Source organism: Curtobacterium sp. VKM Ac-2884, from assembly GCF_015350945.1.
GTDB lineage: Bacteria > Actinomycetota > Actinomycetes > Actinomycetales > Microbacteriaceae > Curtobacterium.
Map to the genome: position 1 here is coordinate 310,951 of NZ_JADKSA010000005.1, position 25,014 is coordinate 335,964.

Genomic DNA, 25,014 nt, shown 5'->3' on the forward strand with positions numbered 1-25,014 from the left:
GACAACGACGACCGCCCGCGTCGCAGCTTCGACCGCGATGACCGCGCCCCGCGCAGCTTCAACCGCGACGACCGTGCGCCCCGTCGTGACAACGACGACCGCCCGCGTCGCAGCTTCGACCGCGATGACCGCGCCCCGCGCAGCTTCAACCGCGACGACCGTGCTCCGCGTCGAGACAACGACGACCGCCCGCGTCGTAGCTTCGACCGCGATGACCGTGCGCCCCGTCGTGACAACGACGACCGCCCGCGTCGTTCGTTCGACCGCGATGACCGCGCTCCGCGCAGCTTCAACCGCGACGACCGTGCTCCGCGTCGTGACAACGACGACCGCCCGCGTCGCAGCTTCGACCGCGATGACCGTGCCCCCCGTCGTGACAATGACGACCGTCCCCGTCGCAGCTTCGACCGCGACGACCGCAGCGCTCCCCGCCGCTCCTTCGACGAGCCCGAGCGCGGCAAGTTCGTCCCCGCCGACGACGTCAAGCTCGCGAAGCTCCAGGCCGAGTCCACCGTGGCGTCCGACGTCGAGGGCGTGACCTTCGGCGACCTCGGCATCGGCGGCAACATCTCCCGCGCCCTGCAGGAGCTCGGCGCGAGCAGCCCGTTCCCGATCCAGGCCGCGACGATCCCCGACGTGATCGCCGGCAAGGACGTCCTCGGCCGTGGCCGCACGGGCTCCGGCAAGACCATCGCGTTCGGCGCCCCGCTCGTCGAGAAGCTGATGGAGCACGGCGGCGGCACGAAGCGCAAGATGGGCCGCGCCCCGCGTGCACTCATCCTCGCGCCGACCCGCGAGCTGGCCCTGCAGATCGACCGCACGGTGCAGCCGATCGCCCGCTCGGTGGGCCTCTTCACGACGCAGATCTACGGCGGCGTGCCGTACGGCCGTCAGGAGGGCGCGCTCGAGCGCGGCGTCGACATCATCGTCGGCACCCCCGGTCGTGTGCAGGACCTCATGAACAAGGGGAAGCTCGACCTCAGCGAGGTCGTCATCTCCGTGCTCGACGAGGCCGACCACATGTGCGACCTCGGGTTCCTCGAGCCGGTGCAGGAGATCCTCTCCGCCACCGCCGAGGTCACCCCGCAGGGCAACCGTGCACAGAAGCTGCTGTTCAGCGCGACGCTCGACACCCAGGTCGCGGCGCTCGTCGAGCAGTTCCTGCACGAGCCGAGCGTGCACGAGGTCGCGGGTGAGGACCAGGCGTCCTCGACCATCGACCACCGTGTCCTCGTGGTCGAGCAGCGCGAGAAGGACCGTGTCCTCGAGGAGCTCGTCGCCGGCGACGGCAAGACGATCGTCTTCGCCCGGACCCGTGCCTACGCCGAGCGCCTCGCCGACCAGTTCGAGGACGCCGGCATCCGTGCCACGTCGCTCCACGGCGACCTGAACCAGTCGCGCCGGACCCGGAACCTGCAGCTCCTGACGAGCGGCCGGGTGAACGTGCTCGTCGCCACCGACGTCGCCGCCCGCGGCATCCACGTCGACGACGTGTCGCTCGTCGTGCAGGCGGATGCCCCGGACGACTACAAGGCGTACATGCACCGCTCGGGCCGCACGGGCCGTGCCGGCAAGGAGGGCACCGTCGTGACCCTCGTCCCGCGTGGTCGCATCCGCAAGATCGAGGGCATTCTCGAGCGCGCCGAGATCGCGGCGGACCTCGTGCAGGCCGCCCCCGGTGACGGCATCGTGTCGGAGCTCGCCGCGCGGTAGTCGCGACCCCGTGACGGACGGGAGGCCCGTGGCGAGCTCGCCACGGGCCTCCCGTCCGTCACATGGTGAGCAGCAATGGTCGGGTCCCGAAGTCGGACCCGACCATTTCTGCTCACGAAGCGCCCGCGACCGCGCCCCCGCGCGCTCGCGCGCCCGCGTCAGCGGTTGAAGAACAGCAGCCCGCGCACGAAGCCGGCCTGGCCGGCGTGCTGCGTGCAGTCGTCGAGGATGCTCACGAGCCGGGCGCCGGCGGTGACGGGCGGGTCCCACGCGTCGTCGACCACGGGGTCGAGGTCGTCCGGGCCGAGCGTGCCGAGGTACGCGACGGTGCGGTCGTGGACGGCACGCAGGTACCCGGTGAGCAACTCGGCCGACGCCCGCACCCGACCGACGTCGTCGCGGGACATGCCGTAGCCGAGGGCCTCGGCCGGGAACGGCAGGCCGAACCGCTCGTACCAGCCGTCGGCGGTCCACACCTGCGCGGTGCCGGCGAGGTCGGCGATCTGGACGTCCTGCCCACGGGCGGTGTGCCACGCGAGCCACGCCAGGGTGTTCGCACCGGCGGCCGGACGCGCTGCGAGTTGGTCCTCGGACAGGCCGTCGACGGCACGTTCGACGGTCTCGGGGACGCGGGAGAACGCTTCGATCAGGACTTCGGACGGTGTCATGCGCACCACGCTACGCGCGCGCCCCGACACGCGAGGTCACGCAGATCGTCGCGCCGACCGTCACGCTGTGCGGGCTGCGGTCTCCGCGCGCGAGTGGCGGTCGAGGGCGTCGCCGAGCCCGGCGAACGCGGCCGCGAGCCGGACCCGGTCGGTGGGGGCGACGACCTCGCGGAAGGCATCCGAGTAGACGGCGCCGATCTGCCGAGCCACCTCGGCCCCCGAGGCGGTGAGGTGCAGCAGGACACTGCGACGGTCCTGCGGGTTCGGGCGGCGCTCGAGGTGTCCGCGCTGCTCGAGCCGGTCGACGAGCGAGGTCATGGCGCCGGTGGTGAGCTCGAGGTACTCGCCGGCCTGCTTCGGCGTGATCCCTTCGCCGTCGGCCGCGGCCAGGAAGAACACGAAGCGGGTGTCGGTGGCGTTCAGTCCACGCACGACGCTCTCGTGGTGCAGGACGCGGGCGTGCTGCGTCTGGAGCAGGCGGAAGGCGGTGAGGAGCTTCGCGAGGTCGGTGTCCGAGTCCACGTGCTCCGGTACGGAGACGGTCGGCGACACGGGCGCGGGCGGCAGGGTGTCGGGCAGGACGGGCTGGGTGGTGTCCGTCATCGGCAGCTCTTCTCGGCAGGGGGTGGGAAGACTCAGTCAACAAGTATCTCACTCGTCAAGACACCCCCAGCACGGGGGTGGTTCCTTCTCTTGTGAGTTGCTCGGCGGAAAAGTAACTTGATCGTCGTAGCAAACACCACCGGCACCGACGCGACCAACCACCGCGACCACGGCGCCACCGTTTCCGGATCAGGAGCTCTCGCAATGTCTCGTGTCACCCCTCGCGCCGCCCGTCTCGCGGCCTGGATCGCCATCCCCGCCGCCCTCGTCGCCTCGGGTGTCGTCGTCTCGACCGCGTCCTACTCGGCGTTCTCGGCCACGACCGTCAACCCGACCAGCAACTGGACCGCCGGCAGCGTCGCCCTCACCGACGACGACAACAACACCGCGCTCTTCACCGCGACGGGCCTCAAGCCCGGCTCGACCGGCGCCAACTGCATCACGGTCACGTCGACCGGCTCGCTGGCCTCGACCGTGAAGCTGTACGGCACGAACCCGGCCACCACGAACAACCTGTCGGGCAACATCAACCTGCAGGTCGAGCAGGGCACCGGCGGTGGCTTCGGCTCCTGCACCGGCTTCACCCCGGCCGCGACCAGCGGAACGCTCTACAACGGCACCCTCGCCGCCTTCGGCACCGGCTCGACGAACTTCGCCACCGGACTCGGCACCTGGGCCCCGACCGGCTCTGCGTCCGAGTCGCGCGTCTACCGCTTCACCTACACGGTCTCGAGCACCGCGCCGAACACGGTGCAGGGCGGCACCGCGTCCCTCGGCCTCACCTGGGAGGCCCAGAACAGCTGAGCCGGGAGCCCTCCCCACCCGGTGACCGGGGCTGAGCCCGAGCCCGCCCCGGTCACCACCCCCGAGAACGCGCCCCCGGTCGAAGGCAGTCATGAGCAGCATCGCAGTGCACGGTGGTCCCACACCGCACGCCGTGCTCCGTGACGTCGTCGACTGGGGGCGCGTCGTCGTCGGCACCGTCGCACGCGGTGTGGTCGCGACCCTCCTCGGCCTCGCGCTGTGGGCGGCCGCCCCTGCGCTGATCGGCTGGCAACCCACCACGGTGATGACCGGGTCGATGGAGCCGCGGCTCACGCCGGGCGACGTCGTCGTCTCGCGCCCGGTCGCGTCCGGCGAGGTCCGGACGGGCAAGATCCTGCTCGCCGACGACCCGGACCAGCCCGGTCACCTCCGCATGCACCGGTACGTCGAGGACGGCCCCGGCGGCACCCTGGTCACCAAGGGCGACGCGAACCCGCAGCAGGACTCCACGCCGCTCGAACGCTCGGCGGTGCACGGGGTCGCCTTCCTGCGCATCCCGTTCGTCGGGGCGCCGGTCCTGTGGCTCCGGCAGGGGGAGTGGGTCAAGGTCGTCGTGCTCGCACTCGGCCTGACGGCGCTGCTCGCGCTCTGCACGGTCGACGGGTCGCTCCGCCGCCTCACGGCGCTCGACGACGACGCCGACGGCTCGGACGGGGGCGACACCGCCCACGGGTCGGGTGGCGGGCCGTCGGACGGTGCCGACACCGGCCGGGAGGCGCGGGACGACGCCGCCACGCGCCTCCCGTCCGCCACGTCGACCGTCGTCACCCGTCGCTCGCTCCGGGTGCACGAGCGTCGCGTGCAGCGGCTGCGCCGCTTCGGCGGCGCGGCGGCGGTCCTCGTCATCGCGGGGAGCGTCGGGGTGTTCGTGCCGGCGCAGGCGGTGGCCGTGCCGTGGTCGCGGACGACCGTGAACCCGGTGTCGAACTTCACGGCGGGCACGGCCACCGGTGTCCCCACGCTGACCTGCACGGCCGCGTCGTCGAGCACCGTGACGATCGCCTGGACCTACACGGACCCGACCGTGCCGAGCTCGTTCGACCTGATGAACGGGACGACCCAGCTCGCGACCGCCACGACGGCCGGACAGCGTTCGCTCGTCTACGGCGGGGCGGGCCTCCTCGACCTCGGGACGACCTACACGCTGAACCTCCGCACGAACCTCGGCAACAACTGGACCGCGACGAGCACGCCGACCGTGAAGGTGCGGGTCGTCTCGGTCCTCGGCCTGGCGTCGGCGAGCTGCGTGCCCTGAGTTCTCCACAGGCGGCGCGCGGCCGTCCGGCGATGTCCCCGGCCGGCGTTACCGTGTCCGCATGCGCATCCTGCACACCGGCGACTGGCACCTCGGCCGCACGCTGCTCGGTGCCGACCTCCTCGAGCACCAGGCGGCGTTCACCGACTGGCTCGTCGACCTCGTGCGGGACCGCTCCGTCGACCTCGTCGTGATCGCCGGTGACGTGTACGACCGGGCGATCCCGCCGATCGACGCGGTCCGCATGCTGTCCCGGGTGCTCGAACGCCTGGCCGACACGGCGACCGTGGTGCTCACGCCCGGCAACCACGACTCCGCCGCACGCCTGGGCTTCGGTGCCGGCGTGATGGACCACCGCGTGCGCATCCTCGCCGAACCCGCGCGGATCGCCGACCCGGTGCTCGTCGACGACGCCGACGGGCCGGTGGCGGTGTACGGCATCCCGTACCTGCACCCCGACCTCACCCGCTACGCACTGGCCGACGTGCCGGACGAGCCCCTCGCACGGTCGCACCACGCCGTCGTGCACGCCGCCACCGAGCGGATCCGGGCCGACCTCGCGCTGCGCGGCGGTACCCGCAGCGTCGTCGTCGCGCACGCCTTCGTCGGCGGCGCGGACCCGAGCGACAGCGAGCAGGACATCCGTGTCGGCGGTGTCGACCGGGTGGCCGAATCGGTCTTCGACGGCTTCGACTACGTCGCCCTCGGGCACCTGCACGGCCCGCAGCGGGTCGGTGACGGCGGACGGATCCGGTACGCCGGCTCACCGCTGGCGTTCTCGTTCGGCGAGCGGCACCAGCAGAAGTCGGTGACCCTGGTCGAACTCGACGCGGCCGGTGCCGTCACGGTCGAACTCGTGCCCGCTCCCGTACCGCGCCGCCTGGTCGACGTCCGCGGGAGCATCGACGACATCGAGTCCGGTGCCTTCCGGGCCGACGCCGACGCGTGGGTGCGGGTGGCCGTGACCGACACGGTGCACCCCGAGCGCATGTACGCCCGGGTGAAGGACCACTTCCCGCACGCCCTGGCGATCACACACGAACCCGCCCACCGCGGCTCGGCCTCGGTGGCCCGTGCGGTCACGGCGACGTCCGACCCGGTCGAGGTCGCCGCCGACTTCGTGGCCTTCGCCACCGGTGCCGCCCCCGACGACGACGAACACGCCGTCCTGACCGAGGCGTACGAGGCCGCGGTGCTGGCGCTGCAGCGCGAGGGGGACCGCTGATGTACCTGCACCGACTCGAGCTGCGCGCCATCGGGCCCTACCCCGACCTGGTGTCCATCGACTTCGCAGCGCTCGCGGCCTCCGGGGTGTTCCTGCTCGAGGGGCCGACGGGCTCCGGCAAGTCGACCATCATCGACGCCGTCGTGTTCGCCCTGTACGGCGGGCTCGCGGGGTCCGAGGCCAGCTCCGACCGCCTGCACAGCCAGCACGCCGACCCCGCGGTGGAGCCGTTCGTCGAACTCGTCTTCGAGACCGGCGCAGGGACCTACCGGGTCCGCCGCACCCCGCAGTACGACCGCCCCAAGCAGCGGGGGACCGGCACCGTCCGGCAGCAGGCGTCCGTGCAGCTGTTCCGTCTGGCGAACCCGTCCGACGTCGCCGGTGAACCGATGTCGTCGCGCATCCCCGAGGTCGGCGTCGAGATCGGCCGCATCGTCGGGCTCGACCGCGCGCAGTTCCTGCAGACCGTCGTGCTGCCGCAGGGCGAGTTCGCACGGTTCCTGCGGTCCCCGGGCGAAGAGCGCCGCAAGCTCCTGCAGTCCCTGTTCGGCACGCAGGTCTACGACCGCACGGCCGACGAACTCGCCGCGCGGCGCCGTGCCGTGCAGGCCGAGGTCGACGGCGCCGACGACCGCGTGCGCGACGCCCTGAACCGCTTCGCCCAGGCCGCCGGTCTCGACGACGCCGACGAGACCGCCGTGCCGTCGACGGTGGCGTCGGTCCGTGCTGCCGCCGATGCCGCTGCCGCCGTCCGTGCTGCGGCAGCCGCGGCGGCGACGACCGCTGCCGAGCACGAGCAGGCGGTCACGGCGCGTGCGACCGCCCTCGATCGACGCGCGGGGCTGCTCGTGCGACGGGCCACGCTCGACGACGACGCCCCCGCCGTCAACGCCGCCCGGTCGGCCCTCGCCCTCGGCGAACGCGCTGCCCGGGTCGCTGCCGTGGCCGACGGACTCGACGCCGCGGTCCTGCGCGCCGACGAGTGCACCGCGGCCGCCCGGTCGCTGCGTGACCGCCACGGGGTCACCGCCGACGCCGACGCCGTCGTGCTGCGACGCGACGCCCTGGCCGACGACCTGTCGGCCGTCCGGCACCTCGTCGCGGTCGAGGACGGCGCCGCTGCCCGTCGGTCCGCCATCGCCGGGGCCACCGCCGACGCCGAGCAGATCGCCGAGCAGCTGCTCGAACGCGACGCCGCACTCGACGCCCGTCCCACCGAACGGGCCCGCATCGTCGAGGCCGCACGCACCGCGGCCCGCACGGCAGCCGACTCGGACGCCGCCGCGCACGAGGTCACCCGGATCCGGTCCCTCCGAGCCGACCTCGTGGCGCGCGACCACGCGGCGCAGCGGGTCGCCACGGCCGAGCAGTCCGTCGCTGCCGCGCGCCGGTCGGCGACCGACGCCCTCACGGCCGAGCGGGCACTCCGTGAACGCCGGATCGCCGGTCTCGCCGGAGAACTCGGGGCGGCGCTCACGGCCGGCGACCCGTGCCCGGTCTGCGGGTCGACGGCGCACCCGTCGGTGGCGACGCCGCAGGACGACCACCCCACGACCGCGGCTGTCGACGCCGCCAGCGACGCCACCCGTCGCGCGGACCAGCACCTCGCCGACGCCGCGTCGGACCTGGCGGTCGAACGTGCCGAACACCAGCGGCTCGTCGACGTCGTCGGCACGGTCGACGCGCCCACGCTCGACGCCCTGACCGCGGCCGCCGACGAACGGGTCCGGGCTGCGCACGACGCTGCCGCGCTCGTCCTGCAGCACGAGCGGCAGCGGGCGGAGCACGACACGACGACCGGTCGGCTCCAGCGCGAGCGGAACGACCTCGACGCACGGCGGACCGTCCTGACCTCGACCGCGCTGGCCGACGCCGAGCGGCTCGACACCGACCTCGGCACCGTGGCCGCGGCGCTCGAGCGGCTCGGAGCGCTCCTCGACGAGCGTCCCGCGACGCTCCGGACGGCCGTCGAGCTCCTCGACGAGCGACTCGAGGCGTACCGCGCGGTCGTGCAGGCCGACGAACGGGTGGCCGCCGCGACCCGTGCCCGCGACGACCGCCGTGCCGAGGTCGACCGGGTCCTCGACGACCAGGACTTCGCCGACGTCGCCGCAGCGCGGGCCGGACGGCTCGACCCCGACAGCACCGACCGGCTGCGGGTGCTGATCAGCGCGGCCGAGGCCGAGCGGGCCGTCGTCACGGCCGGCCTGGCCGAGCCCGCCGTGGTCGCCGCGGCGGACGACTCCGCGGAACGCCTCGACCTCGACGGTGCCCGTGCCGGACGCCAGCGCGCTGCCGCCGCACTCGACGAGGCCGTCGCGGTCGCCGTCTCCGCGGCCGACCGTGCCGACGCGGTCGACCGGTGCGCGACCGAGGTCACCCGGGCGACCCGAGCCCGTGACGAGACGTCGGCACGCAGCCGCGCCGTGGTCCGGCTCGCCGACATCGCGAACGGGGTCACCGCGGCCAACCCGACCGGGATCACCCTGGGCACCTACGTGCTCATGCGCCGGTTCGAGGACGTCGTCGCCGCGGCCAACGACCGACTCCGGGGGATGCTCGCGGGGCGGTTCACGCTCGAGACCTCGGACGAGCGCGAGTCGGGGTCACGGGCACGCCGGACCGGCCTGGCACTCGCCGTGCACGACCACACCACCGACACCGTGCGGGATCCCCGCAGCCTGTCCGGCGGCGAGACGTTCACGGTGTCGCTGTGCCTGGCGCTCGGGCTGGCCGACGTCGTGCAGGCCGAGGCCGGTGGCGTCTCGCTCGGCACGCTCTTCGTCGACGAGGGGTTCGGCACGCTCGACCCGGAGACCCTCGACGACGTCATCGGGCAGCTGTCGCGACTGACCGCCGGTGGGCGGCAGGTCGGCATCGTCAGCCACGTCGAGGAACTCAAGCAGCGGATCCCGGAGCGGATCGCCGTGCGCCGGACGGCGGCCGGCGGCTCGCACGTCACGACGACCGTCTGACGCCGTCGGTCGCCGTCGGCCGTCACCGCCGTGGCCGACCGCTACGGGGTCGGCGTGGACTCCACGGTGCCGTCCGGCGGCGGCAGGATGTCCGCCGCGATCCACGGGAACACCCACTGGAACAGCACGAACACGATCGCGGCGAGCAGCACGAGCAGCTCGAGCACCTTCAGGAACGTGGGGCCGGGCAGCAGCCGCCAGACCAGGGGGAAGATCACTTGGCCGTCTCCGAGAGTTCCTTCGGGGTGCCCTCGGACGCGGGCATCCAGTAGTCGAGCTTCGCGTGCGAGACGAACCGTTCCGCCGCCGACCACATCGGATGGCACGCGGTCAGGGTCAGCCACCGGTCCGACGCCGAGGGGTCGACACCCGGCTTGTTCGGCACCGGCGCGATCGTCTCGATGTGGTCCGGCGTCACGATCTGGCTGTCGGTGACCTTGTAGACGTACCAGACGTCGAACTTCGTCTTCGCGTCGGTGACCCGCACGACGACCGAGTCGCCCGTCTTGAGCTCCGCGATCTGGTTGAGCGGCTTGCCGTAGGTCACGCGGTGTCCGGCGACGGCGAAGTTGCCGGGAGCCCCGGGCATCGCGGTGTCCTGGTAGTGCCCGAGCCCGATGGTGTTGAGCACCTTCTCACGGTCCGTGCCCTCGCCGATCGGCCGGTTGTAGTCCTTGCCGAAGCGCGGGATCTGCATCGTGCCGAACACGTCGGTGACGTCCGGCGGCTCGGCGAGCACGGGTGCGGTGCCGCGGTGCTCGGTGCCGGCCCCGTCCGGGGTCTTCAACTGGTCGAGCCCCTCGACGAGCTTCGACTGCTCGTTGACCGCCACGACGTCCGTCCACCACGCGGTCCACACCACGTACAGCCCGGTGCCGGCACCCGCGATGATGAGCAGTTCGGCGATGAGCGAGACGATCGCGCCACCGACCGTCTGCCGTCGCCGGGGGGAGCGGCGCCCGGACCGTCTGCCGCCGTCGTCGTCCCGCGCGCTGCGGCGCGACGGGATGGTGTCGTGTGCGGTCACGGGGCTCCTGATCGAGTGGTCGGTCGGACAGGTCTATCAGATCACGACGACGGCCCGGTGACGACGTTCTCCACACCCCGTAACGTGGGGGGATGGAGTACCGGATCCGCCCGTTCCGCGCCGACGACACCGACGCGGTCGTCGCCCTCTGGGAATCGTGCGGTCTCGTCCGCCCGTGGAACGACCCCCGCCGCGACATCGCGCGCAAGGCCACGGTCCAGCCCGAGCTCTTCCTGGTGGCGGAGTCGGAGGCCGGCGGGGTCGTCGCCGCGGGGATGGCCGGTTTCGACGGGCACCGCGGCTGGGTGAACTACCTCGCCGTGCAGCCGGACCTGCAGGGCTCCGGTCTCGGCCGGACGCTGATGGCCGAGTTCGAGCGGCTGCTCACCGACCTCGGCTGCCCGAAGGTGAACCTGCAGATCCGTGCCGGCAACGAGCGGGTGCTCGGCTTCTACGAGTCCCTCGGGTACTCCGACGACCGCACCGTGTCACTCGGCAAGCGACTCATCCCCGACGTCTGAGTCGTCCGGTCACGCCAGGGCCAGGCCCACCGACGCGACGACCGCCAGCCCGATGCCGACCCACTGCGGCGCGGTCAACCGCTCCCGCAGCACCACCCCGGCCAGCACGACCGTGCCGATGGGGTAGAGCGCGTTGAGCACGCTCACGACGGGCAGGGTGCCCGGGTCGTCGCTCGCGTGCAGCGCGGCCTGGATGCACACGTTCGCCAGGGCGTCGAGGACACCGCACGCCGCGACCGTCAGCAGCAGACGCGGCGGCCACCAGCGCCCTGGAGGCACGGCAGACCCCGCGACGCCGACCGACGCTGCGGGGTCTGCCGCGCCTCCAGACCGCGCCCCGCGCCCGGCACGCACCGTCACCACGAGCGCCGCCGCACCCAGCAGTACCGTCTGCAGCACCCGCGCGACCACGAGCGGGTGGACGCCGGCGCCGGGCGGTGTCATGTCGTAGGCGAGCACGATCCCGCCGAACCCGCACCCGGCGACCGCGGCCGCGACGACCCCACGCACGGTGAGGCGTGCACCCGAGGTGTCCCGCACCGCCGCCACCAGCACCACCGCGACGACGGCCACGACCAGCGCGGCGACGGCCAGCGGTGACAGGACGGTCCCGCGGGCCACGGCCACCAGGACCGGGACGACGGCGGCGAACACGGCGGTGAGGGGTGACAGGACGCTCATCGGGCCGATCGCCAACGCGGCGTAGAGCAGCAGGACCCCGACCGCGCCGGACAGTCCGGCGACGGCGCCCCAGAGGGTGCCCGTCCACGAGGCGGAGCCGCCGAGCACGGCCAGGCCGAGCAGGAGCGGTGCGATCCCGATCGCCGCGGCGACGGCGGTGACCGTCACCGGGCGGACGCGCCGCGACGCCAGGCCGCCGAGGAAGTCGGCGAAGCCGTAGACGACGGCTCCGGACAGGCCGAACAGTACGGTGAGCACGGGTCCCATCCTGCCCGGCCCGGTAGCCTGCGTGGCGTGAGCGTTCCCTACCACCGCCTGCCCCGTGTCGACGCACGATGGAGGTGGTGGCGCCCGCTGGTCGCCCTCGCGTTCCTGGCTGGCTGGTACCTCGCCTCGCAGGTGCTCATCACCGTCGCGTACTTCGTCCCGGTCGCGGCGGTCGGGGGCGAGTCCGGCCTGTACGACCTGCTCGACGACCTGCAGCGCGGAGCCCTGGACCCGACCGATCCGCTGATCCTGTCGCTGACCCTGGTGTCGCTCGTCATCCTGCTGCCCGGCATCCTGCTGGCGGTCAAGGTCGCACGCCTCGGCCCGGGCGCGATCCTGACGTCGACGCGCTTCCGGGTGCGGTGGGCGTGGACGGCGTGGTGCGTGCTGCCGACGCTGGTCATCGCGGCGATCATGTTCGTGGTGCAGACCGGTCTCTTCTGGGACGGCGGCATGATCACGACCGACGGCGGCTTCGCGTGGAACCACGCCGCGATCGGCCAGTCCACGGTGTCGCTCGGCACCCTCACGCTGACGATCGTCCTCGTCGTCCTGCTCGTGCCGTTCCAGGGCGCAGCCGAGGAGTTCATCTTCCGTGGCTTCCTCATGCAGACGATCGCCTCGTGGATCCCGCGACGCACCGGCACGATCATCGCCGTGGCGGTGTCGACCGTCGTCTTCGCGGTGCTGCACATCCCGAACGGTTACAACGTCTGGGGCATCCTCGACGTCGGTTCGTTCGGGCTGATCGCGGCGATCATCGTGCTCCGCACCGGTGGTCTCGAGGCCACCGTGCTGCAGCACGCCTTCAACAACATCATGATCTTCGTGCTGCAGGCGCCGGGCTGGTCGGGGATCGACCTGGCCTCCTCGGACGCCAACGGCACGCTCGGCGGCTGGCTCGTCACCCTCGGCACGTCGCTGCTGTTCTGGGGCATGGTCGAGCTCCTGGCATGGTGGCGGAAGCTCGACCGGACGTTCGCCGGACACCAGGCGCCGCGGTTCCGCGGGACGCCGCCGGTCTGGGCGGGGGGCAAGCGCTGGCTCGGCCCGGCGGGCACGGGCTGGGCCGCCGCGCCGGCTCGTGCCGACGATGTCGACGCAGCCGCTGTGGACCGTGCCGATGTGGACAGTGCCGTGGGTGTCGCCGGTCGCCCGTAGGCTCGTGGCATGAGCACCACGCCCGCGCCCGCCGCCGTGTCTGCTTCGCGAGCCGCAGCGCTCGACGTCCTGCACCGCGTGTGGGGCTACGACGACTTCCGTGGCGAGCAGGCGGCCATCATCGACCAGGTGGTCGCCGGCGGTGACGCCCTGGTGCTCATGCCCACCGGCGGTGGCAAGTCCCTCTGCTACCAGGTGCCCGCGCTCGTGCGCGACGGCGTCGGGGTCGTGGTGTCGCCGCTCATCGCGCTGATGCAGGACCAGGTCGACGCCCTCGCAGCGAACGGGGTCCGTGCCGCCTTCCTCAACTCGACGCAGGGGCCCGACGAGCGTGCCCGGGTCGAGCGCGCGGTCGTCCAGGGCGAGGTCGACATGCTCTACCTCGCGCCCGAGCGGCTCCGGCTCGAGTCCACGCGCGCGCTCCTCGACCGGGCGCGCGTGTCGCTGTTCGCCATCGACGAAGCGCACTGCGTCGCCCAGTGGGGCCACGACTTCCGGCCGGACTACCTCGAGCTGAGCATCCTGCACGAGCGCTGGCCGACCGTGCCCCGGATCGCCCTCACCGCCACGGCGACCCCGCAGACCCACAAGGAGATCTCGGCGCGGCTCGGGCTCGACGACGCCGCACACTTCGTCGCCGACTTCGACCGCCCGAACATCCAGTACCGCATCGAACCGAAGACCGGCGCGCTGCAGCAGCTCCTCACCTTCATCCGCACCGAGCACAGCGGCGACTCGGGCATCGTCTACTGCCTGTCGCGCAAGTCGGTCGAGCGGACCGCGACGGCACTGGCCGAACAGGGCATCCAGGCGCTGCCGTACCACGCAGGGCTCGACGCCCGGGTGCGTGCGCGCAACCAGTCGACCTTCCTGCGCGAGGACGGAATCGTCATGGTCGCGACGATCGCCTTCGGCATGGGCATCGACAAGCCCGACGTCCGGTTCGTGGCACACCTCGACCTGCCGAAGTCGGTCGAGGGGTACTACCAGGAGACCGGTCGTGCCGGGCGCGACGGACTGCCCTCGACCGCGTGGCTGGCGTACGGCCTGAACGACGTCGTGCAGCAGCGACGGATGATCGACCAGTCCGAGGGCGACGCCGCACACCGTCGGCAGCTCAGCGCCCACCTCGACGCCATGCTGAGCCTGTGCGAGACGATCGAGTGCCGGCGGGTGCGGCTCCTGGCGTACTTCGGGCAGCCGTCCACGGCCTGCGGCAACTGCGACACGTGCATCGCCCCGCCCGAGTCGTGGGACGGCACCGTGCCCGCGCAGAAGCTGCTGTCCACGGTCGTCCGGCTCGAGCGTGAGCGCGGCCAGCGGTACGGCGTCGCCCACCTCGTCGACATCCTGGTCGGCAAGCAGTCCCCGCGGGTGCAGGAGCTGCAGCACGAGTCCCTGGCGACCTTCGGCATCGGCTCCGACCTGTCCGACGGGGAGTGGCGCGCGGTGGCCAGGCAGTTGCTCGCGCAGGGCTACGCCGCGGTCTCGGGCGACGGGTTCGGCACGGTCGTCCTCAGTCCGACGAGCGCCGAGGTCCTGACCGGCAAGGTCCAGGTGCGGATGCGTCGCGACCCGGTGAAGGCGCCGCGGGCGAGCCGGTCGTCCCGCCGGACCGTGGTCACCGACATGCCCCAGCAGGCGGTCGGCCTGTTCGAAGCGCTCCGGGTCTGGCGTGCTGCGCAGGCGCGCGAGCAGGGTGTGCCGGCGTACGTGGTGTTCAACGACGCGACGCTCCGCGGTATCGCAGCGGTGCGTCCGGCCGACGTCGACCAGCTCGCCGAGATCTCCGGGGTCGGTGCCGCGAAGCTCGAACGGTACGGCCGCGCGGTGCTCGACGTCGTCGCGTCCGAGGCCGACTGACTCCAGCTCCGGACGTGCATGCCGCCGTGGGCATGTACTGCTCGCAGGCGTGATTACACTCGGGAGTTCGCCGTCACGACGAGGAGGCCCGGTGTCCGGTTCGACCAAGTTCGCCACCGTGCTGAGCCGCGCCGTGGTGACACCGCTCGCGCGGATGCTCTGGCGACCGAAGATCATCGGACGCCGCAACGTGCCCAAGCGCGGACCGGTGATCCTCGCGAGCAACCACCGCTCCTTCATCGACTCCCCGGCGATCACGTTGATGGCACCGCGGAAGGTCGCCTTCCTGGCGAAGCAGGAGTACTTCACCGGCACCGGGTTCCGCGGCGCGGTGTCGCGGGCGTTCTTCGGCGGCATCGGCGCGATCGGCGTCGAGCGTGGTGCGGGGGCCGCGGCACAGCAGGCGCTCGACCTGGGGCTCGCGCGGCTGAACGAGGGCGAGGCCTTCGCGATCTACCCGGAGGGCACCCGCTCCCTGGACGGCCGGATCTACAAGGGCCGCACGGGTGTGGCCTGGCTGGCCCTGACGAGCGGAGCGCCCGTGGTGCCCGTGGCGCTGACGGGCACGCAGGACGTGCAGCCCGTCGGCTCGAAGCTGCCGAAGCTCGCGAAGGTGACGATCGAGTTCGGGAAGCCGATCGACCTGTCCGCGTTCGGCGAGGCCTCGTCCGGACGTGCACGCCGGCACGCGACCGATGCGGTGATGGCGGCGATCCAGGAGCTCAGCGGGCAGGAGCCGGCGAACACCTACAACAACCCGCCGGCGACGATCGTCGAACGGGTCAAGCGGGCGCTGCAGCCCGATGACCCGACCGCGGCTGCCGTCGATCCCGACTGAGCAGGATCCGTCGGGCACTATTGCACATCTGAAATATCGATGGTTGAATGAGGGACGTGCCGCACGGCACGCATCCCCGACGGGTCGCCCGACAACGGCCCGCAACCACGACTCAGATCGGACGGTCAGCAGCATGTCCTCCACCCCGCTCTTCGACTCCATCGCCCAGCGACGTGACCAGCCCGAGGCCCACGTCGCCCCGGCACCGGTTCCGACCCCGGCTCGCGCGGCTGCAGCGCCCGCACCGACCTCGCCGATGACCGCCCCTGTCCGCGCTGGCGACTCGACCCTCGTGCCAGCGGCCCTCGTCGCCGCGATCGACGACATCACGGTCCGCGTCACCCCGTCGATGGTCACCGAGCTCCGTGTGCAGCCCGAGCAGCTCGTCCTGGTCGAGACGGTCGCCGACGCCATCACCCGTGCAGTCGTCGACGCCGTCGCGACCGAACTCGACCGGATCGCCCGCGACGGCGTCGTCCGCGTCTGAGTCCGGCGGTCCCCGAGCGATGACGACGCCCACCGACGGCCTCCCGCTGCGCCCGCGCGGTGCCGAACGGCGGGCCGCGAACCGCTCCACGACCCGCCGGCCCGAAGCGTCCGTGCGGCGCCGTGCCGGGCACGGCATGCGCCCGGACGGCCCCAGAGCCGCCGGGGTGACGGTGTCCCCTCCCGTCACCCCGGCTTCCACTTCCTTCTTCCGCAGTTCCGTCCGGCGTGCCCTGCCCGCGACGGCGACCGCCGCGGTGACCTGTCTCTTCGTCGCCGTCGGCTCTCCGCAGACCGCGATGGCATCGACCCCGTCGCCGAGCGGTCCCGTGCTCGGCGTGCAGCAGTTCGTCGCCGACGGTTCCGCCCGGCTCTCCGTCGACCGTGACGGCTTCTCGATCGGCCGGGCCGCCGCCGCCCAGGCCCGTGCGACGGTCGTGGGCTCGTCGGGTGCCTCGGCTCGCCCCACCGAGGGGAGTACGCCGGCCGCCGGCGGGTTCGGCTCGCGCTGGGTGACCGGGTGCTCCGCCTGCTCGACGAACCACCAGGGCATCGACTTCGCGGCTCCGATCGGCACCGCCGTCGTGGCCGCGATGCCCGGCAGTGTCGTCTCCGCCGGGGCTCTGGGCGGGTACGGCAACCAGGTCCTGCTCCAGCACGCCGACGGCACCCAGACCCGGTACGGCCACCTGTCGGCGATCGGGGTCCGACCGGGTCAGGTCCTGTCGGCCGGCCAACGCCTCGGCGCCGTCGGCAACACCGGCGTCTCCACCGGGGCACACCTGCACTTCGAGGTCATCGTCGACGGCGTCCCGGTCGACCCGGCCACCTGGCTGCAGGCCCGCGGACTCCTCTGACAGCGACGACGGACGAGCGCGTACCGTCGGGAACGCCGGGGCACCGCGCCGCGGCAGGACGGAGACGCACGTGCGAGTGACGGTGTTGGGGACCGGGGCGATGGGTGCCGGCGTGGCGGGATCACTGCTGCGCGAGGGGCACCAGGTCACGGTCTGGAACCGGAGCGCCGACAAGGCCGCACCGCTCGGTGAGCACGGTGCGACGGTCGCCGCGGACCCGGGTGCCGCCGTCGAGCACGCCGAGGTCGTCCTCCTGACCCTCTTCGACACCGACGCCGTGATCGACGTGCTCGAACAGGCCGCCGGGGACGCGCCGACCGACGCCGTGTGGGTGCAGGCGTCCACGATCGGCGTCGACGGCACCGAGACCGTCGTGCAGCTCGCCGCGAAGTACGGCATCACCCTGGTCGAGGCGATGATGCTCGGCACGAAGGCCCCGGCGGAGCAGGGGAAGCTCACCATGCTCGCGGCCGGCCCCGCCGACCAGGTCGACCGCGTCGTCCCGGTGCTCGACGCGATCGGCGCGAAGACCGTCCGCGCCGGCGAGCGGGTCGGCGACGGGACCGCGCTCAAGCTCGCGGCCAACGCCTGGATCGCCTCGATCACCGCGGCCACGGGGCAGTCGCTCGCCCTCGCCGCGGCGCTCGGGCTCGACCCGCAGTTGTTCCTCGACGCGATCGACGGCAGCGCGAGCGACTCGGCCTACGCGCACACCAAGGGCGCGGCGATCATCGCGGGCGAGTTCCCGGCGCAGTTCGCGCTCGACGGGCTGCGGAAGGACATCGGCCTGATCGCCGAGGCCGCGCGGGCGAACGACGTGTCCACCACGCTCCTCGATGCCCTGGGTCGCGTCTACGCCGACGCGAGTGCGGCCGGGCACGGCGGCGACGACATCGCGGCGGTGGGCACCGCCTTCTGAGTCGACGCGCGAGTCGACGCGCGAATCGACGCGTCAGTCGCGGCGGAGGAACCGTCGCAGCCGTGCCGTGAGCCGCCCCACGGCCTCGTCGTTCATGGTGTTCGCCAGGTCGAAGGCCTCGCGCGTCGGATCGGCCCCGCCCTGGATCCGACGGAGTGCGGCGTCGGCTCGGGCCCGGGAGTCGAGTTCGGCGAACGGCATGTCGTCCTCGGGGTCGTGCGTGCCGCGAGGGTCCATGGAGAGCAGGTTACGCGCGGCGGACGGCGCGGGCGCCGGCGTCGACGTCGTCGACCACGCGGACCATCTCGTCGAGGAAGTCCACGACGACGGCCATCTCGTCGGTCGGCAGGTGCTCGGTGACCTCGAGGGCGCGAGCGTCGAGTTCCTCGATCACGTGCAGGGCGTGGCGCATGGACGTCCCCGTCGCGGTGAGGACCACGCCGCGTCGGTCGATCGGGTCCTGGTGCCGCTCGACGTGGCCGCTGCGGACGAGTCGGTCCACGAGCGCCGAGGTCGACGCCGCCGTGATCTCGAGGCGTTCGGCCAGGTCCTTGGCGTTGACGGTCCGGCCGTCCTGCTCGGCGTCGATGAGGACCCGCAGCGCGAGCAGTGCGTTCTCGCCGATGCCCAGGGCTTCACGGGCCCGACGCTGCGCGGCGCTCTCGGCGGTGCGGTACCGGCGCAGGGCGTTCAGGACGTCGACGGCGGTGACCGGGGAGTCCTCGTACCAGAACCCCGCGGTGCTGGTCAGGACCTCGGACGTCATCCTGCAATGCTAGACGCTCTAGTTAGATTGTCTAGCGAGGGGTCGCGATCGCGGCGCAGACCCAGGTGTGTGCGCGGACATCGGACACTGCAACACCCGTGACGCGGCTCCGAAACACTCCCGCAACGCCCACTGGTTAGGTTCTGGGGATGCAGGAGCAGCCGTGCTGAGCCGACTCGCGGGGAACGTCTTCCACGTGGGGAGCGCGGTCGAGCGCACCGACGTGGTCGCACGCCTGCTCGACGTCTACGTCGCCCGGCGCGAAACCGGCACGGTCGAGGACGACCGGGCGGTGGCAGCCGAGCTCCGTTCGGTGGTGGGGACCGCAGGACCGGCGAACGACGCCGACCGGTCCGCGACGATCGACGCTCTGGCACTGGACCGGCACGAGCCGGCGTCCATCGCCGCGGCGGTCGCCGTCGCGCGGGACCACGCCCGTCGAGCCCGCGAGGTCGTCTCGAGCGAACTCTGGGACTGCCTCGACGTCACCCGTTCACGCATGCCGCGCAAGATAGCTCCGGGCCGCGCACACGAGTTCCTCGGCTGGGCGCGGGAGCGCAGCGCCCTCGCGATCGGCGTGGTCGAAGGAGACGCCAGTCGCGACGAGGTCTGGGAGTTCTTCACCCTCGGCCGCTCCCTGACCCGGGTCGCCTCGACCGCCCGGTTGCTGGCCTCGGGCTTGCTCGAACCGGACTCGGTCACCTCGTGGACGGCGGCGCTCCGGGCCTGCGGCGCGGGCGAGGCGTTCCTGCGAGGCCGGGACCACCATCCGGTGCCGGACGACGCCGCGGCGTTCCTGCTCCTGGACGAGCACAGTCCGCGGTCGCTGCGCTTCACCGTCCGACGGGCCGCCGAGTGCCTGGCCGACGTGGCGCCGTCCTGCGTCGCAGAGGAGGTCGCCGCGTTCTCCGCCGCCCGCGACCGGCTCGAGGCCGTCCCGGCGGACGCGGCCCTCGGCGTCGTCGGCGACGCCGGCGATCGGCTCGCGGCCGCTGCGGACCGCGTCGCGGCGGCGCTCGACGAGCGCGTCTTCGCGGTGACCGAACCCGCGCACTGATCGCGGCCCTGGACCGGACCGGCGACGGCCGGGAGGCCCGTGGCGGGCGCGACCCGTGCCTCCCGTCCGCCACGCGAAAGCGTCAGAGACCCGCCAACGGTTCGCGGAGATCTGTCGATTTCGTGAGACGGACGCTGCCGCGTCGCGGAGATCTGTCGCGTTCGCGGAGTGGACGCGTCAGACGGCGCTGGAGCGGTCGGCGACGGCCTCTTCGCGCTCGAGCTCCTGGCGGAGCGCCGCACGCGAGGCGCGAGTGCCGACCACCGGCATCGCGTGCGTGACCGCGAGGTGCAGGCGGGTGTCCGCGTCGTACCGGAGCCGGAGGCGCTGGAAGCGGACGAGCCAGACGATGGCGATGGCGAGCGCGACGAAGCCCGACGCTGCTCCGACCGCGATGGCCCAGCGGGGACCCCACGCGTCTGCGATGGCACCGACGATCGGGGCGCCGATGGGGGTGCCGCCGGCGAAGATCGCCATGTAGAGCGCCATCACGCGGCCGCGCATTGCGGGCTTCGTCGTGGTCTGGACCAGGGCGTTCGCGGTGGTCATGAAGGTCAGCGCCGCGAGTCCGACGAACACCAGGACGAACGCGAACGTCCAGTACGTGGGTGCGAGGGCGGCAGCCGTGCACGCCAGGCCGAAGCCTCCGGCCGCGAGCACCAGCGTGCGCATCCGCGGCTTGTCCCGGCGGGCGGACATCAGCGCGCCGAACACCGATCCGATCGCCATCACCGAGTTGAGCAGGCCGAACTCGCCGGCGCCCTGGTGGAACTCGACGCGCGCCATCGTCGAGGTGAAGATCGGGAAGTTCACGCCGAACGTGCCGACGACGAAGATCATGCAGAGCACGACGATGATGTCCGGCCGGGTCCGCACGTACCGGAAGCCGGCGACGATCTGCCCCTTGCCGCGGCCGGCGTGCACCCGCTCGGCGAGCTGTGCGGGGTCGACGAAGCGCAGCGCGATGAGGACCGCCAGGAACGAGCCGGCGTTGATGACGAACACCCAGCCGGAGCCGATCGCAGCGATGAGCACGCCGGCGACCGCGGGACCGATCAGGCGGGCGGCGTTGAACGAGGCGGAGTTCAGCGCGACGGCGTTCGCGACGTTCTCGCCCTGCACGACGTCGGAGACGAACGCCTGGCGGATCGGGGTGTCGAACGCGGCGACGATGCCGAGCGCGAGGGCGAAGCCGTACAGCGCGAGCAGCGTCGCGGTGTGCGTGAGGACCATGACACCGAGGCCCAGCCCGAGCAGGCCCATCAGCGCCTGGGTGAGCATGAGCATCTTGCGACGGTCGAAGCGGTCGGCGGCGAGCCCGGTCAGGGGGAGGAGCAGCAGCTGCGGGCCGAACTGCAGCGCCATCGTGATCCCCACCGCGACGGCGTCGTTGTCGGAGAGCTGGGTCAGGACGATCCAGTCCTGGGCGGTGCGCTGCATCCAGGTACCGACGTTCGACACCAGGGCACCGGCGAACCAGATGCGGTAGTTGCGTCCGGCGAGGGAGCGGAACATGGCGGTCACTGCTGGGCCAGCCTCCTCATGATCTCGGTGGCGTCGGCGAGGGTGGCGCGCTCGACGGGGGTGAGTGCGGCGAGCCGCGGGGTGAGCCAGCCGTCACGGCGGCGCCGGGTCTCCTCGACGAACGCGGCTCCGGCGGGGGTGGCGCAGAGGACGACCTTGCGGCGGTCGTCGTCGTGGCCGCCCTTCGACACCAGGCCACGCTCGACCAGCACCGCGATGGTCTTCGTCATCGAGGGCGGGGTGACGCCGTCCTGGCGGCTCAGGTCGGCGAGGGTCATCGCGCCGTCGCGGTGGAGCCGGGCGAGCGCCGCGAACTGGGCGTCGGTGACGGTCGTGTCGGCCTTCTGCGCGCGGAGCGTCCGGGACAGCCGGTTCACGGCGATGCGGAGGTCGGTGGCGTCGGTCACAGGTCGTTAGCCTAGCTCATTAGTTCAGTGAACGAACTGGTTTTCGGGTGTACCGTGCTTGTGGACAACAGGTGTTGTTCAGAGAGAAGGAATCATGTCCGAGTTCGAGGGCAAGGTCGCCATCGTCACCGGTGGTGGCAGCGGCATCGGCGAGTCCGTCGCGAAGGAGCTCGCGGCAGCGGGTGCCACGGTCGTCGTCACCGACATCAACCTCGACGCTGCCCAGCGGGTCGCGTCCGAGATCACGGCGGCCGGCGGCACCGCCAGCGCGTTCGAGGCCAACTCCGCCGACGCCGCCGACAACGAGCGCATGGTCCAGTACGCCGTCGACACCCACGGCGCGCTGCACCTCGCCGTGAACAACGCCGGCATCGGCGCCGCCCCGCAGAAGATCGGCGAGTACGACATCGCCGCCTGGGACCGCGTCCGTGCGGTCGACCTCGACGGCGTCTTCTACGGGCTCCGCTACGAGCTGCCCGCGATGGTCGCCGCCGGTGGTGGCTCGATCGTGAACATGGCGTCGGTGCTCGGCACGGTCGGCATCGCGCAGAACGCCGCGTACGTCGCGTCGAAGCACGCCCTGGCCGGCCTGACCAAGGTCGCCGCGCTCGAGTACTCGGCGCAGGGTGTCCGCACCAACGCCGTGGGCCCGGGCTTCATCGACACCCCGCTGCTCCGCAACGCCATGACGCCCGAGGCCATCTCGGCGCTGGAAGAGGAGCACGCCACGAAGCGTCTCGGCACCGACAAGGAGGTCGCCGCGCTCGTGCTGTTCCTGCTGAGCGACAAGGCCTCGTTCATCACGGGCAGCTACCACCTGGTCGACGGCGGCTACAGCGCCCACTGAGGTCGGTCGCGTACCTGGTCGAAACGGGCGTATCTGGTCGGAAGTTTCGACCAGGTACGCCCGTTTCCGCTTCCCAGCGCGGGGGCGATGGGAAGGAACGTCCTAGTGGAACTGGGGGATCGTGAGCCAGATGCCCGCGAGCACGGCCGCCGCACAGACCGCGAAGCACAGGACAGCACCCGCCAGTGCTGCCGGCGGCGTGTGCCCGGACCGCGGAGTCTCCTCGGAGTACTGGGTACGCTCGCCGCCGGTGTCGAGCGGCTGCCCGGTGCCGAGCAGCCGCAGGCCGAGCGTGTAGACGAGCACGATGCCCACCGCGGCCACGAAGCCGACGCCCGCGACCAGGCCGATGCTCGTGAAGTCGATCTCCATCGTCGTTCCCCTCAGTTCTGCGCGCCGGCCGGTTGCGGCTCGGCCTGGTCGGTGGGTTCGGTCGATCCGGCGGCGACGTCGTCGTGCGAGATCGGCTTGCGCTTGGCGAGGACGTAGAACGTGAGCCCGCCGGCCAGGGCGAGCACCGCCACCAGCACGAGGCCGACCGCCGAGGTCGAGGCGAGCCAGGTCGCCAACCCGCCGACCACCGCGGCCGCCGGCAACGTGATCACCCACGCGACGACGATGCGGCCGACGACCGACCAGTGCACGTCGGCGAGCTTCTTGCCGAGCCCGGACCCGATCACCGAACCGCTGGTGACGTGCGTCGTCGACAGGGCGAAGCCGAGGTGCGACGAGATGAGGATCGTCGCTGCGGAACTCGTCTCGGCCGCGAAGCCCTGCGGCGACTGCACGTCGGAGATCTTCTTGCCGACCGTCTGCATGATCCGCCAGCCACCGGTGTAGGTACCGAGGCCGATCGCGAGTCCGCAGGCCAGGATCACCCAGAGTGCCGGGCCGGTCCCGCTGTCCTGGTAGTTCGCGGCGATGAGCGTCAGGGTGATGACACCCATCGTCTTCTGCGCGTCGTTCGTGCCGTGCGCGAGCGACACCAGCGACGCCGAGACGGTCTGACCGTGCCGGAAGCCCGTCGCCGCACCGTGCGTCGTGGCGTTCTTCGTGAGCACGTACGCCAGGTAGGTCGCCACCAGGGCGATGACCCCGGCGATGACCGGGGAGAGCAGCGCCGGCAGCACGACCTTCGACACCACCGTCGCCCAGTCGACCGAGTTCAGCCCGGCGCCGATGATCGAGGCGCCGATCAGCCCACCGAACAGCGCGTGCGTCGACGACGAGGGCAGCCCGAGGTACCACGTGGCGAGGTTCCAGAGGACGGCGCCCACCAGCCCGGCGAAGATCATCGTGGGGGAGATGTGGACGCCGTCCTGGCCCTCGCGGATGATGCCCTGCGAGACGGTCTTGGCGACCTCGGTGGAGAGGAACGCGCCGACCACGTTGAGGACGGCGGAGATGAGCACGGCGGTCCGGGGCTTGAGCGCCCCGGTGGCGACCGACGTGGCCATGGCGTTGGCGGTGTCGTGGAACCCGTTCGTGAAGTCGAACACGAGGGCCACCACGATCACGAGCACGACGATGACGAGGACGTCCATGCCGGGGACGGTAGGCCCGCCCCGAAGCCCCTGCGTGAACGCCGGATGAACAGGTCCGTGGGGGTGCCTGTCTGCGAGGATGCTCACGTGCCCACCTTCTCCGCAGCGCGAGGCGACGCCTCGTTCACCGACGCCCACGGCGTCGAGATCGTCTACTCGACCTGGCGAGCGGCGCGCCCCAAGGGCATCGTGCAGATCGCGCACGGCGTCGGCGAGCACGGGCTGCGGTACGAGCCCCTGGCGCAGGACCTCGTCCGCGCCGGGTACACCGTGCACGCGAACGACCACCGCGGGCACGGGCGCACCGGCCTCGGCCAGTGGGACGGCGACCACGCCAAGCTCGGACGGCTCGGCCCCGGCGGACTGCGCGCCGCGATCGCCGCAGTCGAGCAGATGGGGGAGGTCGCCCGCGCGGACACCCCCGGCGTGCCCCTGGTCCTGCTCGGGCACTCGTGGGGCTCGCTCATGGCGCAGCGGATCGTGAACAGCTCCTCGGAGTCGTGGGACGGGGTCGTGCTCTCCGCCACCGCCTACCGGCTGCCCGGCTGGATGAACAGCGGCGACCTCAACGCGCGGCACGCGGGCTCCGGTCCGACCAAGTTCGAATGGCTCACCCGCGACCGGAAGATCATCGACGCGATGTCCGTCGACCCGCTCGCCGTCGAGGCCGACGTCATCGGCCTGTTCGGCCTGCCCGACACGCTCCGGCTGCTCGGGGTCCCGCGGCGAGGGATCCCGCACGACCTGCCCATGCTGCTGCAGGTCGGGTCCGACGACGCCCTCGGTGGGCCGCGGTCGGTCGAGCGGCTGGCACAGGCCTACCGGCGGCGCGGACGACTGTCCGACGTCACGGTGCAGGTCTACGAGGGGGCGCGGCACGAGGTCTACAACGAGACGAACCGCGACGAGGTCGTGGCCGACCTGGTCGCGTGGCTGGACCGGGTGACGGCGCGCGCCGCGTCCTGAGACGGTACCGGCTGGCGGA

General features: G+C 72.4%; 26 protein-coding genes. 15 read left to right on the forward strand and 11 right to left on the reverse strand.

Annotated elements, in window-relative coordinates; genetic code table 11:
- Positions 1-1,713, forward strand: a 1,713-nt coding sequence (locus ITJ60_RS15295; protein WP_194648544.1) for a DEAD/DEAH box helicase, incomplete at its 5' end; no start/stop codon positions are given.
- Between the two features lie 158 nt (positions 1,714-1,871).
- On the opposite strand, the gene ITJ60_RS15300 is transcribed toward ITJ60_RS15295, so the two are convergent.
- Together ITJ60_RS15300 and ITJ60_RS15305 are read right to left on the reverse strand one after the other, a co-directional pair.
- Complete coding sequence (locus ITJ60_RS15300; protein ID WP_123293670.1) at positions 1,872-2,381, reverse strand: mycothiol transferase; 510 nt, start codon at positions 2,379-2,381, stop codon at positions 1,872-1,874.
- Between the two features lie 60 nt (positions 2,382-2,441).
- On the reverse strand, positions 2,442-2,984 hold the full coding sequence (locus ITJ60_RS15305; protein ID WP_194648545.1) for a MarR family winged helix-turn-helix transcriptional regulator: 543 nt from the start codon (positions 2,982-2,984) through the stop codon (positions 2,442-2,444).
- Between the two features lie 204 nt (positions 2,985-3,188).
- Between ITJ60_RS15305 and ITJ60_RS15310 the strand changes: the two genes are divergently transcribed.
- From ITJ60_RS15310 to ITJ60_RS15325, 4 genes are all read left to right on the forward strand, one after another.
- Complete coding sequence (locus ITJ60_RS15310; RefSeq protein WP_111085548.1) at positions 3,189-3,788, forward strand: hypothetical protein; 600 nt, start codon at positions 3,189-3,191, stop codon at positions 3,786-3,788.
- Between the two features lie 91 nt (positions 3,789-3,879).
- Positions 3,880-5,064 carry a S24/S26 family peptidase gene (locus tag ITJ60_RS15315; protein WP_194648546.1) on the forward strand — a complete coding sequence of 395 codons (1,185 nt, stop codon included), beginning with the start codon at positions 3,880-3,882 and terminating at the stop codon, positions 5,062-5,064.
- 61 nt (positions 5,065-5,125) lie between these two features.
- On the forward strand, positions 5,126-6,289 hold the full coding sequence (locus ITJ60_RS15320; RefSeq protein ID WP_194648547.1) for an exonuclease SbcCD subunit D: 1,164 nt from the start codon (positions 5,126-5,128) through the stop codon (positions 6,287-6,289).
- Positions 6,289-9,264 carry an AAA family ATPase gene (locus ITJ60_RS15325; protein WP_194648548.1) on the forward strand — a complete coding sequence of 992 codons (2,976 nt, stop codon included), beginning with the start codon at positions 6,289-6,291 and terminating at the stop codon, positions 9,262-9,264. The genes ITJ60_RS15320 and ITJ60_RS15325 overlap by 1 nt, the downstream gene beginning before the upstream one ends.
- 41 nt (positions 9,265-9,305) lie before the next feature.
- On the opposite strand, the gene ITJ60_RS15330 is transcribed toward ITJ60_RS15325, so the two are convergent.
- Both ITJ60_RS15330 and ITJ60_RS15335 read right to left on the reverse strand, forming a co-directional pair.
- Positions 9,306-9,482: a hypothetical protein gene (locus ITJ60_RS15330; protein WP_159573240.1), complete on the reverse strand. Its 177-nt coding sequence runs from the start codon at positions 9,480-9,482 to the stop codon at positions 9,306-9,308.
- Positions 9,479-10,291: a class E sortase gene (locus tag ITJ60_RS15335; RefSeq protein WP_323749191.1), complete on the reverse strand. Its 813-nt coding sequence runs from the start codon at positions 10,289-10,291 to the stop codon at positions 9,479-9,481. The genes ITJ60_RS15330 and ITJ60_RS15335 overlap by 4 nt, the downstream gene beginning before the upstream one ends.
- A 92-nt stretch (positions 10,292-10,383) precedes the next feature.
- Between ITJ60_RS15335 and ITJ60_RS15340 the strand changes: the two genes are divergently transcribed.
- Positions 10,384-10,812 carry a GNAT family acetyltransferase gene (locus ITJ60_RS15340; RefSeq protein ID WP_131921244.1) on the forward strand — a complete coding sequence of 143 codons (429 nt, stop codon included), beginning with the start codon at positions 10,384-10,386 and terminating at the stop codon, positions 10,810-10,812.
- Positions 10,813-10,821: 9 nt separating this feature from the next.
- Here ITJ60_RS15340 and ITJ60_RS15345 read toward each other — a convergent pair whose 3' ends face one another.
- A complete protein-coding gene (locus tag ITJ60_RS15345) occupies positions 10,822-11,751 on the reverse strand; it encodes an EamA family transporter (RefSeq protein WP_194648549.1) in 930 nt (309 codons plus the stop codon).
- Between the two features lie 36 nt (positions 11,752-11,787).
- Here ITJ60_RS15345 and ITJ60_RS19385 point away from each other — a divergent pair, with 36 nt between their 5' ends.
- The 6 genes from ITJ60_RS19385 to ITJ60_RS15375 all read left to right on the forward strand — a co-directional run bounded on the left by ITJ60_RS19385 (position 11,788) and on the right by ITJ60_RS15375 (position 17,884).
- Positions 11,788-12,921 (forward strand): CPBP family intramembrane glutamic endopeptidase, encoded by a 1,134-nt coding sequence (locus ITJ60_RS19385; RefSeq protein WP_194648550.1) that lies wholly within the window; start codon positions 11,788-11,790, stop codon positions 12,919-12,921.
- 9 nt (positions 12,922-12,930) lie between these two features.
- Positions 12,931-14,784, forward strand: coding sequence for a DNA helicase RecQ (recQ, locus tag ITJ60_RS15355; RefSeq protein WP_194648551.1), 1,854 nt, complete (start codon positions 12,931-12,933; stop codon positions 14,782-14,784).
- A 91-nt stretch (positions 14,785-14,875) separates the two neighbouring features.
- Positions 14,876-15,622 carry a lysophospholipid acyltransferase family protein gene (locus ITJ60_RS15360; RefSeq protein ID WP_123340164.1) on the forward strand — a complete coding sequence of 249 codons (747 nt, stop codon included), beginning with the start codon at positions 14,876-14,878 and terminating at the stop codon, positions 15,620-15,622.
- Between the two features lie 133 nt (positions 15,623-15,755).
- Positions 15,756-16,109, forward strand: a complete 354-nt coding sequence (locus ITJ60_RS15365; protein ID WP_194648552.1) for a hypothetical protein — start codon at positions 15,756-15,758, stop codon at positions 16,107-16,109.
- 19 nt (positions 16,110-16,128) lie between these two features.
- Positions 16,129-16,965 carry a M23 family metallopeptidase gene (locus ITJ60_RS15370; protein WP_194648553.1) on the forward strand — a complete coding sequence of 279 codons (837 nt, stop codon included), beginning with the start codon at positions 16,129-16,131 and terminating at the stop codon, positions 16,963-16,965.
- An 82-nt stretch (positions 16,966-17,047) separates the two neighbouring features.
- Entirely contained in the window at positions 17,048-17,884 is an 837-nt protein-coding gene (locus ITJ60_RS15375; protein WP_323749199.1) for an NAD(P)-dependent oxidoreductase, read from the forward strand.
- Between the two features lie 33 nt (positions 17,885-17,917).
- Here the strand turns inward: ITJ60_RS15375 and ITJ60_RS15380 are convergent, their stop codons facing one another.
- Entirely contained in the window at positions 17,918-18,121 is a 204-nt protein-coding gene (locus ITJ60_RS15380) for a hypothetical protein (protein WP_111085536.1), read from the reverse strand.
- Between the two features lie 10 nt (positions 18,122-18,131).
- Positions 18,132-18,650: a MarR family winged helix-turn-helix transcriptional regulator gene (locus tag ITJ60_RS15385; RefSeq protein ID WP_194648554.1), complete on the reverse strand. Its 519-nt coding sequence runs from the start codon at positions 18,648-18,650 to the stop codon at positions 18,132-18,134.
- Between the two features lie 163 nt (positions 18,651-18,813).
- Here ITJ60_RS15385 and ITJ60_RS15390 point away from each other — a divergent pair, with 163 nt between their 5' ends.
- Positions 18,814-19,707: an alpha-E domain-containing protein gene (locus tag ITJ60_RS15390; RefSeq protein WP_194648555.1), complete on the forward strand. Its 894-nt coding sequence runs from the start codon at positions 18,814-18,816 to the stop codon at positions 19,705-19,707.
- A gap of 177 nt (positions 19,708-19,884) precedes the next feature.
- On the opposite strand, the gene ITJ60_RS15395 is transcribed toward ITJ60_RS15390, so the two are convergent.
- Positions 19,885-21,231: an MFS transporter gene (locus tag ITJ60_RS15395; protein WP_323749192.1), complete on the reverse strand. Its 1,347-nt coding sequence runs from the start codon at positions 21,229-21,231 to the stop codon at positions 19,885-19,887.
- The gene (locus tag ITJ60_RS15400) at positions 21,228-21,638 is read right to left on the reverse strand and encodes a MarR family winged helix-turn-helix transcriptional regulator (protein ID WP_111085532.1); all 411 of its coding nucleotides are present in this window, start codon (positions 21,636-21,638) and stop codon (positions 21,228-21,230) included. The genes ITJ60_RS15395 and ITJ60_RS15400 overlap by 4 nt, the downstream gene beginning before the upstream one ends.
- Positions 21,639-21,732: 94 nt before the next feature.
- Here ITJ60_RS15400 and ITJ60_RS15405 point away from each other — a divergent pair, with 94 nt between their 5' ends.
- Entirely contained in the window at positions 21,733-22,485 is a 753-nt protein-coding gene (locus ITJ60_RS15405; protein WP_194648556.1) for an SDR family NAD(P)-dependent oxidoreductase, read from the forward strand.
- A gap of 102 nt (positions 22,486-22,587) precedes the next feature.
- On the opposite strand, the gene ITJ60_RS15410 is transcribed toward ITJ60_RS15405, so the two are convergent.
- Both ITJ60_RS15410 and ITJ60_RS15415 read right to left on the reverse strand, forming a co-directional pair.
- Complete coding sequence (locus ITJ60_RS15410) at positions 22,588-22,857, reverse strand: hypothetical protein (protein ID WP_123293687.1); 270 nt, start codon at positions 22,855-22,857, stop codon at positions 22,588-22,590.
- An 11-nt stretch (positions 22,858-22,868) separates the two neighbouring features.
- Positions 22,869-24,029: an inorganic phosphate transporter gene (locus ITJ60_RS15415; protein WP_123937556.1), complete on the reverse strand. Its 1,161-nt coding sequence runs from the start codon at positions 24,027-24,029 to the stop codon at positions 22,869-22,871.
- 87 nt (positions 24,030-24,116) lie between these two features.
- Here ITJ60_RS15415 and ITJ60_RS15420 point away from each other — a divergent pair, with 87 nt between their 5' ends.
- Complete coding sequence (locus ITJ60_RS15420) at positions 24,117-24,995, forward strand: alpha/beta hydrolase (protein WP_131846961.1); 879 nt, start codon at positions 24,117-24,119, stop codon at positions 24,993-24,995.
- Positions 24,996-25,014: the final 19 nt, after the last annotated feature.